10 protein-coding genes are annotated in these 12,426 nt (G+C 60.4%); all 10 read right to left on the reverse strand.

Annotated elements, in window-relative coordinates:
* Position 1: 1 nt before the first annotated feature.
* Positions 2-1,420, reverse strand: coding sequence for an oligosaccharide flippase family protein (locus PMI24_RS03785; RefSeq protein WP_007951313.1), 1,419 nt, complete (start codon positions 1,418-1,420; stop codon positions 2-4).
* Between the two features lie 13 nt (positions 1,421-1,433).
* Positions 1,434-2,387 (reverse strand): glycosyltransferase family 2 protein, encoded by a 954-nt coding sequence (locus tag PMI24_RS03790; protein WP_007951314.1) that lies wholly within the window; start codon positions 2,385-2,387, stop codon positions 1,434-1,436.
* A 16-nt stretch (positions 2,388-2,403) separates the two neighbouring features.
* Positions 2,404-3,717, reverse strand: a complete 1,314-nt coding sequence (locus tag PMI24_RS03795; protein ID WP_007951316.1) for an O-antigen ligase family protein — start codon at positions 3,715-3,717, stop codon at positions 2,404-2,406.
* Positions 3,714-4,826: a glycosyltransferase gene (locus tag PMI24_RS03800; protein WP_007951317.1), complete on the reverse strand. Its 1,113-nt coding sequence runs from the start codon at positions 4,824-4,826 to the stop codon at positions 3,714-3,716. Before PMI24_RS03800 ends, PMI24_RS03795 begins: the two co-directional genes overlap by 4 nt.
* Entirely contained in the window at positions 4,823-5,902 is a 1,080-nt protein-coding gene (locus PMI24_RS03805; RefSeq protein WP_007951318.1) for a glycosyltransferase, read from the reverse strand. Before PMI24_RS03805 ends, PMI24_RS03800 begins: the two co-directional genes overlap by 4 nt.
* Before the next feature lie 2 nt (positions 5,903-5,904).
* The gene (locus PMI24_RS03810; RefSeq protein WP_007951320.1) at positions 5,905-6,609 is read right to left on the reverse strand and encodes a WecB/TagA/CpsF family glycosyltransferase; all 705 of its coding nucleotides are present in this window, start codon (positions 6,607-6,609) and stop codon (positions 5,905-5,907) included.
* Between the two features lie 13 nt (positions 6,610-6,622).
* The gene (locus tag PMI24_RS03815) at positions 6,623-7,963 is read right to left on the reverse strand and encodes a UDP-glucose dehydrogenase family protein (RefSeq protein WP_007951321.1); all 1,341 of its coding nucleotides are present in this window, start codon (positions 7,961-7,963) and stop codon (positions 6,623-6,625) included.
* 70 nt (positions 7,964-8,033) lie between these two features.
* Positions 8,034-9,425, reverse strand: a complete 1,392-nt coding sequence (locus PMI24_RS03820) for an undecaprenyl-phosphate glucose phosphotransferase (protein ID WP_007951322.1) — start codon at positions 9,423-9,425, stop codon at positions 8,034-8,036.
* Between the two features lie 148 nt (positions 9,426-9,573).
* On the reverse strand, positions 9,574-11,886 hold the full coding sequence (locus PMI24_RS03825; protein WP_007951323.1) for a GumC family protein: 2,313 nt from the start codon (positions 11,884-11,886) through the stop codon (positions 9,574-9,576).
* A gap of 2 nt (positions 11,887-11,888) precedes the next feature.
* On the reverse strand, positions 11,889-12,422 hold the full coding sequence (locus tag PMI24_RS03830; protein WP_007951324.1) for a polysaccharide biosynthesis/export family protein: 534 nt from the start codon (positions 12,420-12,422) through the stop codon (positions 11,889-11,891).
* Positions 12,423-12,426 lie beyond the last annotated feature (4 nt).

Below are 12,426 nucleotides of genomic sequence, written 5' to 3' on the forward strand. Positions count from 1 at the left end.
CTCAGCGGGAGGTGAAAACCGATTTGAATTCCTGTGGCCAGTGCGGGTGCATGACGCTGTAACCCACGGCATAACTCAGCACGCCGACCACGATGCTGCCGATCAAGTGCAGATAGCCCTGTAGTCCCAGCTGCGGTAGCACGACCAGCACGGTTGCAGCCATGACCAGTGAAGCGATAACGCTGCGGTAACTGGCTTCGAAAAAGCCGCGCCAGCTGTAACCGACCGCCGTGTTGAGGCCACGGATCTGCAGCGGCGTGATGACCAGCATTCGCGCAAGCAGAGCGCCGGCTGCGGCCATGCCGCCGTACAGATTGCCGAGGGTGTAGACCAGCGCCAGAGCCAGCGCGGTGGTCAGCACTTCGGCCTTGATTGTCAGGTGGCTGCGGTTGACCGCCACCAGTGCGGTGGTGGCGTACATGGCGCTGTTGCCGATGGCTGCCGTGCAGGCCAGCACTTGCAGCAGAGGAATGGCTTCGGCCCATTTGGCGCCGAAGATCAGCAGGATCAGGTCGTTTGCCGTGAGTGCGATGCCGATGAACAGCGGCGTCAGCAGAAAACCGCTGACAGCGGTTGAATCGCCAATGATCCCGATCAATCGTTTGGGCTCTGCGCTGCGCCGGGAGAACGCCGGCAGCGCATAGCTCAGCAAACCGTTGTAGATGGCGGTGCGTGGCAGCTCGATGATGCGCATCGCCATGTTGAACATGCCGACGGCGTTCGCGCCGGCGGTGATGCCCAGAACCACGTTGACCCCGCGCTGCAAGGTTTGCGAGCTCAGCGCGTTGATGGCCACCGGTGCGCCGGACTTCAACAACTCGCGCAGGATCGGACCGTCGATGTGAAACGGGATGCGGCGAGGGTCTGCGCGCATCAAGACAATGATCGACACCAGCTCCATGATCAGCGCCTGGGCAATGACCGCCCACGCACCCAGTCCCCAAAGCGCAACGGCAATGCCGCCGACGCCACCCGCCACCTTGCCCAGCAGCGTGCGCGATGCCAGCATCCTGAAGTTGCTGCTGCGGCGCATCTGCGCCACATAGACCCGCGCCATCATGGTGAACAGGATCTTCAGCGAGGCTACCGCCGTCATCCATTGCAGCACCGGATCCGGGGTGTACAGCATGACGGCGCCGGAGATAACGCCGATGCTTACCAGACTGACGAGCACCGCCGCCCAGTAGGCTGTGCTGATGTGTTTGTCTTCCAGCCGCTCAAGTCGTACCAGCGGGTCTTCCAGCACCGACGAATACACCAGACCGATCAGTTCGACGATGGCAATGATCACCGTGCCCACCCCCAGCTCGGCTGGCGACAGCAGTCTGGCGTAAGCGACGAAGGTAATCATCGACAGCAGGATCAGGCCGAATTTCTCGGTGAAGATCCAGGTCAATGTCATCAGGCGGTGGTTGGCCATGGCGGATACCGGTTCAATGAGCCGTGGTTGACGCCGTTGCCTTGCGCAAGTTTCTGGCAAGGGCATAGAGGTAGCGCAAGGTCGGTTTGCCATTGGCGAAGAACAGCGTTTGCCATGAGCAATCCAGCATTCGCCGATACACACCGATGACCTGGTCATGCTCGCCACGTCGGGAAAACGCTTCGAGAAAATCGGTGTGGTTGCCCAGCTCGAAATCGATCCGCTGCTGGCGGGTCAGTTGCGCGCCGTAACGGGCGAGGTACACCTCGATGAAGCGGATTTTGTTCTGGTAGTACTTTTTCGGATTCGCGGTCATGTTGCCGCCATTGACCGTGCGCTCCAGCAGCACCTCCGGCACCGTGTGGATCTCCCAATGCTCGGCGATCCGGGTCCACATGAAGCGGTCTTCGGAATAACGCAGGCTGGCATCGAAGCCGCCGAGTTGCATGATCACGTCACGTTTGACCAGCGCGGTCGAGACGCCATTGACGACGTTGGCGTGGATGAAATCGTAGAAGTGCCTGCCGTGCTTGAGCCGGTCGTCCAGCTGGCGCCTGCCATCGCTGTAATTGACTTGCGCGTAGCAGTCGATCAGCCCGACCGGCCGGCCCTGGCGGGTGAGTTCGTCATACAGTGCCAGCTGCAATTCCAGCTTGCGCGGATGCCATTGGTCATCGGCATCAAGCATTGCCACGAACGTCTCTGCGGAGTGCCGCATCCCATGATTACGGGCGCTGGCCTGGCCTTCGTTGGCTTGCTGCAACAGCGTCAGGCGAAACGGCGCGACGAAGTCTCTGACCCGTTGTGGTCCGTCATCGGTAGAGCCATCGTCGATGACGATCACGTGGTCGGGCAGTCGGGTTTGCCGGGCCAGGGACGTCAGTGTCTGCTCGATGCTGTCGGCGCCGTTGTACATCGGAATGACGACGCACACTGAATCTGCTGAACGGGGAGCTTGGTTTGGCACGGTGATTCTCCTTGGGTTACGCGCTGGCGGAATCGCGCGGTAGTGCGCTGCCCGACGAACGCTGACGCAGCGCTGCCGGTGAGGATTCGGGATAGGTCGCGTGGTGGTGCCGGAAGGTCAGGGCCAGCGTGCAGAACACCAGGAACTCGGCGGAGCGGTAGTTGGGAATCACGTAGGCCACATAATTGGTGATGGCGAACAGGCCGATGATGACCAGCGCACTGGCGCGAAACCGGGCTGCCTGATTCGCCGTCACGGCGCGGTATTGCTTGAACAGTGCTTCACCCAACATCAACGCCAGCGCCGTCAACTGGATGAGGCCGCCGTTGAGCAGGGTTTCCATGTAGCCGCTGTGGGCGTTGCCGATGTAACCCCAGCGGGTGATGAACGCATCGGCATCAGGGCTGGACCAGAAGGCGCCGAAGCCGTAGCCCTTGAGAAACTGGCTGTCGATGAAAGGCGCGAGCAGTTCCCAGATCAACGTGCGATCGGTGAGTGACGGGTCGCGACCGGCCATTTCCAGCAGTACCGCAAAGTTGCTGTACAGAAACAGGCAGACCAGCAGGTAAAGGACGGTGCATCCCAGGAACATCAGCTGTGAGCGATTGATGCCCAGGCGGATCATCGTGAGGAAGTACCAGTAGCTGATCGTGCCGGAAATGATCAGCGCCACGCCTGTGGCTGACTGGGCAAGCAGGATCGCGACCAGCGAAAAGAATGAACAGAAGAGTGCCCAGCGATTGCGCTGCCGGATCATCGGCAGCAACAGTACGATGGCGATCGCGTTGAGCCGGGCGCCAGCATTCTTTTCGGCGAAAACGCCTTTGAATGCGCCATCGCGAATGCCCCCGGAGAGGAACGCCACTTCGGGCATGACTACGGCGAGCAACAACCCGATCAACGCCGCTATGCCGATGGCGCAACCGAGCATGAAGGTGATTTTTTCGAGGGAGTAGTTATAGGCAAGAAAACCGGCAAAAAACACCACGCCGAGCAGGGCGATGAACCGCTTGAGACTGAGCATCGGGTCGTGGGACCAGCCGATCGATGCGATGACACAGAGCAGGAACACCAGCAGGAAGAAGTTGCTGCGATAAAAGGTCTTGCTGAGGAATACCTTGTTGCGGATGAAAAAGAATAGCGGCACCAGCAGGGTGATGAGGCCGCAGACCTGATTGGCGACGTTGCCTTCGAGGTCTTTATTGATATCGCCAAAACTGGAAGCACCGCCCAGATTGAGGACAAAGGTAATCACCTGAATGTAGAAAAGAATGCCGAACAAAGTGAAGCCGTCGCGTAACGTCGAATACCTGATCGTCAGTGTGCTCATGATGACGGGCTCCCGATCAACGCTTTGAGGTAGGTCTGCACCGCACTGGCGCTCATGAATCGTGCGGCCGCATCGAGGCGTGATTGACGCTGCAGATCGCGCGGTATGGACAGTTGCTCGGCGATGGCCTGCGCCAGGGCGATCGGATCATCGACAGCGACCAGCGGCGCCACCAGACCGCCGACGAGGATGTCTTGCGGACCGTGGGGGCAGCGGGTCGCCACCACCGGCGTACCGGTGGATAACGCCTCGACCAGCGCGTTGGGACTGCCCTCGAAACGCGACGACAGTACGAAACAATCGGCTGCGGCCACTTCTGCCAGGGGATCATCGGCATAGCCCGGCAGATCGAAGCGCTCCGCCACCCCCAGCTGTTTCGCCTGTTCCAGCAGTGCGGCCCTGAGGGCGCCTTCACCAAAAATTATCAGTCGGGCACGGCGATCAGGCAGTGCCGCGAACGCTGTGATCAGCGTGTCGAAACCTTTTTGCGGCGCCAGGCGCCCCACCGCGACAATCACCGTGCCGGACTTTTCCAGCAGCCAGCGGTGGCGGGGCAGTCCCGGCGTCTTCTCGCGGAAATCGTTGTCGAGCACCGGATTGTCGGCAATGGTCACGTCCTGCCGCCGGGCGAGGGTGGTATCGACCAGATCCTGGGCGACACCGCGCGATACACAGATCACCGGGTTGGGAATCATCCGGTAAAGCAGCGGTGCCACCCGATAAGCCATCCGCACCATGAAGTCGGGGTTCACGTGCCGGTCATGGGAAAAGGCATTGCGCTCGCTGACGTGCAGCCGGGCCAGCGTGCCGGACAGGGCCGCCGCGACGATCGCCACCACGTTGACGTGGGTGAGAGCCGCCAGTTGGGCGTCAAAGCGATTGGCACGCAGAAATCGCGTGAGTGCTGGCACCGCACGGACGCTGCGCGGGCTGTGCAATTCAACCTTTTTCACCCGCGGGTCGAGATGCGCTGCGTGAATGCCGCCGCCGGTGAGCATCAGCAATGTCACGTCATTGCCCGCATCCACCAGTGCCTTGGCCAGGCGCGCCATCATTTTTTCAGCGCCGCCGGCGCTGAGGTCATGGAGGATGATCAGTAACTTTTTCATTGATTCCAGACCTGGTAATACGCCTGCGCCGCGTGCTGGCTGGTGTAAGGGCGCAGGGTGTCAGTGAGTGTTTTGTCGCTGCAGACAATGTCATTGCGCGGGGTCAGGTTGCGCAGCATGCCGTCGGCCAGTGCCTTTACGTCGTTGACGATAACCAGTTGGCCAAGCCGGCCGTGGTCCAGCAACTCTCTCGGCCCGGTCTCGCAATCGCATGCCAGCACCGGCGTGCCCAGCGCCAACGCCTCGATCAGCACGGTCGGCATGCCTTCTTGCAGAGAGCTCAAAATGAACAGCCGGGCGTGCCTGAGCACGGGATAGGGATTGCTGAGGAAGCCGCTGAAGTGCACCCGTTGCGCGATACCCAATTGATTGGCCTGAGTGACCAGTGCTTCGCGCAATGGGCCATCGCCGACGATCACCAGATCCGGCAGCGCTGCGCTGCGTAGCGCCAACGCATAGGCGTCCAGCAGCAGGTGAAATCCTTTGGGCTCGACCAGACGCCCCAGGCCCAACCAGTAGTTGCGGGGGAAACCGGCGGGTTGCGGTGCCTGGGCGGCCTGGAACAGTTGATCGGTAACGACGGCATTGGGGCAATAACGGATGCGCTGCCGCCCCCAAGGCACGGCATCGGCGAGGGTCTGGCGCAGGGCCGAGGAAACCGTCACCACCTTGCCGCTGCCACACAGATATAAGGTGTAGAGCAGGCGCAGGCTTGAGGGGCCGGTTTTCTGTTCGCTGCAATCGAGTGTCGCGTGGCGGCTGTAGATGACCTTGCAGGCACTGCCCAGGGTGGCGAACCACGTGCAGAGGTTCGCCTGTTCCTTGGCGGAAATGAGGTGGGTGACGCCTTCACGCTGTATGAGCCGGCGCAACAGCACGATTGACTTGAACAGGCCGGCGATGCCGCCGCCTCCACCGCTGAAGCATTGAATGTCTCGGGTGTCGGGCAGGTCCGCGTTCATGACGAAAAAACTCACACGCCGGCCGTCCTTGAGAAACTGCTCGGACAACCGTTGCTGAACGCGCTCGACGCCACCGCCGGGCTTGAAATCCTTGAGGATAAACAGGATGTGCATGGTCATTCCCCAACGCTGATGGCGACTTTGTGTCGAACGATCATGTTCAGCAGGTGCAGGAAGTTGGTGGGGTAATCGATGAGGTAGCGCTTGATCGTGTGGGGCTCGCGGTACATGCGATAGAACGCGCGCAGGTGCAGTCGATTGATCAGTACCGGGTAGTACTGCCGCGTCGCCAGGGCTTCTTGCCGGATGAACCCGCCACAGGTGAAGGCGACCCCGCGAAAGCCTGCGCGCAGGGCATCCAGCTCGAACTGCTCTTGCCGTCCGGCGCCCAGGCCGACGATCAGAATGTCCGCTGCACTGCGACAGATGTCAGCCCGAATGCCTTCGGCCTGGGCGGCGTCGAAATAGCCGTTGTGATAGCCGGCGATGCTCAGTTGCGGATAAAGGGTTTTGATCTTGCTGATGAACAGGTCGAGTTCAGCTTGTCGGGCGCCGACGAAATAAACCCGTTTGCTCTGTTGCTCGGCGCTGCGCAGCACGACGTCGGCTATCGAGGTGAAGTCGAAGCTGACCCGGCCAATCGTTCTGCCGGTGACGCGAGACATGAAGGTCGACATCAGCATGCCGTCGCAGAAATAGGCAACGGTGCTCGGGTTCTGCTCGAAAAAGCTGCCGATCGAGGCAAAGTTGATGAAGGAATAGGCCTGGTTGGCCTCCAGTAATTTCGCCGAGTAATGCCCGACTATTTCCAGTTTGAACATGGCGCGGCTCCTTTCAGAGGACTGAAGGGGTCTGCCGACCCACGGAGACGTAGGTGAAGCCGCGTTTGCTCAAACGCTGCGGATCGAACAGATTGCGTCCGTCGAAAATCAATGGCTGTTTGAGCAACTGGCTGAGCCGGTCGAAGTCCGGCGCCCGGAACGATTGCCACTCGGTGACGATGATCAGGGCGTCGGCATTTTTCAGCGCCGCTTCCTTGGTGCCTGTCAGGGTCAGGTCATCGCGCGAGCCGTATAAGCGCTGGGCCTCTTCCATGGCTTTGGGATCGAACGCCTGCACGCTGGCGCCGGCTTGCCACAACGCCTCCATCAGTACGCGGCTGGGGGCTTCGCGCATGTCGTCGGTGTTGGGCTTGAAACTCAACCCCCACAGGGCAAACGTCTTGCCGCGCAGGTGACCGTCGAAGTGATCGAACACTTTGCGGAACAGGCTGGCCTTCTGCTCCTGATTGCGCGACTCCACGGCCTTGAGCACCCGGGCGTCGATGTCTACACCGTTGGCCGCCTGTATCAGTGCCTTCACGTCTTTGGGAAAACACGAGCCGCCGTAGCCGAGACCGGGGTAGATAAACTGGTAACCGATGCGTGGGTCGGCACCGATGCCGTGGCGCACCTTTTCGATGTCGGCGCCGAGCTTTTCAGCGAGGCAGGCCATTTCGTTCATGAAACTGATCTTGGTCGCCAGCATGCAATTGGCGGCGTACTTGGTCAGTTCAGCGCTGCGAACGTCCATGACGATGATTTTTTCGCGGCTGCGATTGAACGGCTCATACAGTTCGCGCATGACCTCTTCGGCACGCGGGCTGTCGGTGCCGATGATGATCCGGTCCGGGCGCATGCAGTCTTCGACCGCGCAGCCTTCCTTGAGAAATTCCGGGTTGGAAACCACGTCGAACGTCAGGTCACTGCGACCGTTGTCGGCCAGTACCTGCTCGATACACGCTCGCACCCGGTCGCCGGTGCCGACGGGTACGGTGGATTTGTCGACGATGATCTGATGCCGATCCATGTTCAGCGCGATGGTTTGCGCCACGCTGAGCACGTATTTGAGATCCGCCGAACCGTCTTCGTCGGGCGGCGTGCCGACGGCGATCAACAGCACATCACCATGGTGAACGGCGTCCACCAGGTCTGTTCCGAACCTCAGCCGGCCGCTTTGATAATTGTCGCGCACCAGACTCTTGAGGCCGGGCTCGTAGATCGGCAGCGTGCCTTCTTTCAGCGCCTCGACCCTGCCCGCGTCGACGTCGACGCAGAGCACGTTGTGCCCGACCTCGGCCAATGCAGCACCCTGGACAAGGCCTACGTAACCAATACCGAATACGCTCACATTCATGGTCGAACCTCAGGTCGTCGTGACGGTTATCAACGGTCGGGAAGGGGAGCGGCAGAAGTGGGACAGGGGCTCAATAGATGTTTTTCGAGAACAGCGTGAAGGGGGTCTTGATAAGGATTTTGATGTCGAGCCACAGCGACCACTGGTTGATGTAGTTGAGGTCCTGGGCAACGCGCAGCTGCATCTTTTCCACGGTCTCGGTTTCGCCACGATGGCCGGTGATCTGGGCCAGACCGGTGATCCCCGGCTTGAGGCGATGCCGTGCCATGTAGGCGCGCACCTTGCCGGTGTAATAAATGTTGTGGGTGACGGCATGCGGGCGCGGGCCGACCAGGGCCATCCGGCCGGACAGGACGTTGAACAGCTGTGGCAATTCGTCGATGGAACTGCGGCGCAGGAAACCGCCGATCGGCGTGAGGCGGTCGTCGTTGCGGGTGGCCTGGCGAACTTCGTGGTCGTCGTGGACGTGCATCGAGCGAAACTTCCAGACCTTGATCACTTCGCCGTTGCAACCATGACGGTTTTGCTTGAACAGCACCGGGCCTGCGGAGGTCAGCTTGACGGCAACGGCCACCACCAGCAGCAAGGGGCTGAGCAGAGCAATGGCCAGGCCGGCGAGGCTGCGTTCAAACAGATCCTTGCAAAACAGGCTGGCGGGGTGCGAGCTGAGCAGGCTCTCGTTGAGGTAGATGGCCGGCATCCGCTCGATTTCCGAGATCGAATGGTTGAGCAACACCATGCTGCCGAAATCCGGGATCCACACCACGTCGACATTCATGTCCAACAGGTCGATATAGAGCGCTTCGATGGTCGCGGCATGGGCCATCGGCAACACGATATAGACGCGGCGCACTTCCAGGCCCGTGATGATCTCGCGGATGGCGGAAACGTGGCCGAGCAACGGCAGAATGCTGGGTGCGGGGCCACTGCTGTCGGCAGCGGCGATGAAGCCCAGCACCAGCGCGCGGTTCGGCAGCGACAGTTTTTTCGCCAGTTCATGGGCCGTCGGGCAGGTACCGATGATCACCGAGCGGCGCCCGTTGCAGACCTTGCGCGAGTACAGACGGGCCAGGTAATGCAGGGGCAAAAAGCTCAAGGCCTGAACCACGAAGCCCAGCACCGCCCAGACCATGATCACCTGGCGTGAATAAATGGCACTGGTCTGGGTGAAGAACGCAATCGCCGCCAGTACCGCCAGCAGGATCAACCAACCGGCCAGCAACCTGCCAAGCCCGACCAGCAGGCCATGACGCTTGTGGTAGACCTGCATCACGCTGTAGATCGGCACCGAGCCGAGCACGGTCAGAATGATCAGGATGCGGTATTCGCTGGTCAGACTGCCGACGCGCCACTGCACGAGCAGCATCAACAGCGCCGTCACCAGCGACAGCGCGCACAGCCACTGGCCCCAGAACGTCAGGCCTCGGCGGTGTGTCATGTGAGCGGTATAAAGCGAAGTCATAGGCTTAACCTCAAGACAGCATTCATGCATCAGCGCGAATCGAGCAGACACGACGTGTCTCCCGATGGCTTTTCCGTAGCTCGGCGGAGGTGAAGCGAGTGGTGCGTTGGCAGAAGAGGGCATAGCGGCGGGCGTATGCGCCCGATGGTTACCTGGGCGCGAAATCGTAGTTATAGAACGCCCGGGAGTGGTGGTAGCCGTACTTGCGCGCCTTGCGCAGGTCGACCTGGTTGAGCACCGTGCCAAAGACCGGCACATGGCTTTGTTGCAACATGGCAATCCCTCGCTGAACCTGGCTGATCGAGGTGCTGTCAGCCTTGACGACATAGATCACCGCATCGGAATGTCTGGCCAGCAACAGCGCGTCACTGATCATCTCCGCAGGGGGTGAGTCGATAATGATGTGGCGATAGCGTGATCTGAGCGCCTCGAGCATGCGCGCCATGCGCGGCGAGCTGAGCAAATCCTGGGGTGGCGGCTGAACCGGGTTGAGCGGATCGCCAGGGGACGGCAGGCGCGGTGCAACGAACATATCCAGCGATGGCGGCAAGACCTTCCCGGCCGGCAGCATGTCCAGATTGCCCACTGAAACAATGCAGTCTTCAAGCCTGGCCGTGCCGGCAATGACATTCGCCAGTCCGGGGCTGTCCGGTGGGAAATCGAAGTTCAGCGACAGGGTTGGCTGACGCATGTCGGCATCGATCAGCAGCACGCGTTCCAGCGGTGTCAGCGAACTGGCCAGATTGGTGGCGATGGTGCTTTTCCCCTCACCGGCAACCGTCGAGGTCACGAGCACCACTTGCGAGGGCTTTTCGCTGCTTTGCAGCATCAGCCAGGTACGCAGGTTGCGAATAGTCTCGGAAAAGCGCGGGTTGTCGTTGTCCTCGAAGAGCCGTGCCAGTTGCCGGCGACTTTTTTTCACCACCAACGGCACGACGCTGAGCAGTGGAACATTCAACACGCTCTCGATCGACTCATCGGTTTTGAAGGTGTTGCTCAAACTCTCGAAGAGCAGTGCCAACGCGACGCCGATGACCGCAGCGACCAGCCCGACGATTGCGACAATCAATGTTTTGCGGGGTTTGCTCGCGTCGACTGGAACGATGGCCGGGTCGACGATGCGCACTTTCGTCGAGTCCATGTCGGCGGTGGCCGTGGTTTCTTTCAGGCGGGTGACGAAGGTTTCATACAGCGCGCGTGTGCTGTCGACCTCACGCTGGAATTCGCGCAACTGGAATTCTTTGCGCGCGATGTCCTGGATTTGCGCCTTGTTGCTATTGAAGGATTGACGCAACGACGCTTCACTCGCCGTGGCGAGCTGGTATTGCCGCTCGATACCGGCCACCACTTGCTGGACCTGCAATTGCAGGCTGGTGGTGGCAGTGCGCAACTCGGTTTGTGCGGAAATCAGGCTCGGGTGCTTCGGACCGTAGCGTCCCGCCAGTTCATCGACCTTGGCTTGGGCAACAGCCCGATCGGCCTGGAATTTCTGCACCAGGGGATTGCTCAAGACCGCAGGCACGCTGGAGAGCCGGCTCAGATCGCCGTTGCCCAAGGCCTTGGCCTGCCGGTACTCGCTCTCGGCTTCAGCGCGGTTGCGACGGGCGTCGACCATTCGATTGCCGGTCATTTCCAGTTCGTTGGCGCTGATGGTGGCGACGCCGCCAACATCCACCAGACCTTGTTCTTCGCGGTAACCCTGCAGTTTTTTCTCGGCCGCACGCAGATTATCGCGCAGCTTGATCAGGCGAGTGTTCATCCACGCCGTGGTCGTTTGCGACGATTTCTCGCTGGTATCGAGCTGGCTGTCGGTAAAGCCCTGAGCCAGTGCGTTGGCCGCCGCCGCTGCGAGAACAGGGTCTGGCAACTCGACTTCGATTTCGAGCAACTGGCTTTTGCCAACGAACTTGACGCTGGTGTGCAGCATGAGGTTCTGCGTGACCTGATTGAAGACCTCTGCTTCAGTGAGCTCCTCTTTCTTCGGCGGTAAAAATCGACCCAATCCCGGGATCCATTGATCAAGCTCCAGATTGGCCAGCCATTGGCGCGGAGCAAACCAGGGCTTTGGCTGCTGGCGCGGGTCGGTGACCGGGTGGGTCGTCAGGCCGAGTTTTTTCACCGCGCGTTCGGCAAGGTCCCGCGATTGCAGGAGCGCCTGCTGGGTCTGCAAGTAATCAGTGGCGTTGCCGCCTGAGTCCTTGACTTGCTGGAAGGACATCAGAGGAGGTGTCTTGTCGTTGAACAGCAGGGTGGTGCTGCCAATGTATTGCGGCGTGATGCTGGAGACCACAGCGGCCGCCAATGCGCAGCTCAGCAGAACCAGCCACCCGATGCTCCATTTGGCGCGCCAGATGACCCTCCACAGATTGAGCAGATCCAGGGTGTCCTTGTCTTCGCCGTGCTGCGGATGCAGATGCGCTTGAAGAGGACGTTCGACGTAGTTGCTAGGGCTGTTGTCCATGATCAGAAAAAGCCTTGTGCAATGGAAATGGTGTCGCCGGGGGCAATCGTGGTGCTTCGCGTGACGTTATCGGTCACGGTCGCGCCACCATCGCCGCGCAAGATGGTCACTCGCTTCATCGAGGCGCGCTCGGTCAGGCCGCCGCCCAGCGCGATGGCTTTCTCCAGTGTCAGTCCGGGCACGAACGGGTAGCTGCCGGGCTTTTTCACTTCGCCATTGATGTAGAACGAGCGGTATTCGATCTGGCTGAGACTGACTTTCGGGTCGATCAGATAACCCTGCTTGAGCCCGTCGACGATGATTTTTTCGACCTGGCCGGGAGTCAGTCCCTTGGCGGAAATCTCGCCCAGGAACGGATAGGAAAAGGTGCCGGCGTCACTGAGCCGGATCTTCTTCATGCTTAATTCCGGCTCACCGAAAACGATGATTCGTAACACGTCGCCGGCAGCCAGTTTGTATTGCGTGTCGGGATCTGCCGCGTAGGTATGAGGTATGAGAAACAACGCGAACAAAAGAAAAACCATGCGAGCGTTCATGTCG

It is taken from the genome of Pseudomonas sp. GM25, from assembly GCF_000282255.1.
GTDB classification, from domain to species: domain Bacteria; phylum Pseudomonadota; class Gammaproteobacteria; order Pseudomonadales; family Pseudomonadaceae; genus Aquipseudomonas; species Aquipseudomonas aphyarum.

Excerpts from the sequence above, each read along its gene's own strand:
- PMI24_RS03785 (WP_007951313.1), bottom strand. The coding sequence starts at position 1,420 with ATGGCCAACCACCGCCTGATGACATTGACCTGGATCTTCACCGAGAAA.
- PMI24_RS03795 (WP_007951316.1), bottom strand. The coding sequence starts at position 3,717 with ATGAGCACACTGACGATCAGGTATTCGACGTTACGCGACGGCTTCACT.
- PMI24_RS03800 (WP_007951317.1), bottom strand. The coding sequence starts at position 4,826 with ATGAAAAAGTTACTGATCATCCTCCATGACCTCAGCGCCGGCGGCGCT.
- PMI24_RS03805 (WP_007951318.1), bottom strand. The coding sequence starts at position 5,902 with ATGCACATCCTGTTTATCCTCAAGGATTTCAAGCCCGGCGGTGGCGTC.
- PMI24_RS03810 (WP_007951320.1), bottom strand. The coding sequence starts at position 6,609 with ATGTTCAAACTGGAAATAGTCGGGCATTACTCGGCGAAATTACTGGAG.
- PMI24_RS03815 (WP_007951321.1), bottom strand. The coding sequence starts at position 7,963 with ATGAATGTGAGCGTATTCGGTATTGGTTACGTAGGCCTTGTCCAGGGT.
- PMI24_RS03820 (WP_007951322.1), bottom strand. The coding sequence starts at position 9,425 with ATGACTTCGCTTTATACCGCTCACATGACACACCGCCGAGGCCTGACG.
- PMI24_RS03825 (WP_007951323.1), bottom strand. The coding sequence starts at position 11,886 with ATGGACAACAGCCCTAGCAACTACGTCGAACGTCCTCTTCAAGCGCAT.
- PMI24_RS03830 (WP_007951324.1), bottom strand. The coding sequence starts at position 12,422 with ATGAACGCTCGCATGGTTTTTCTTTTGTTCGCGTTGTTTCTCATACCT.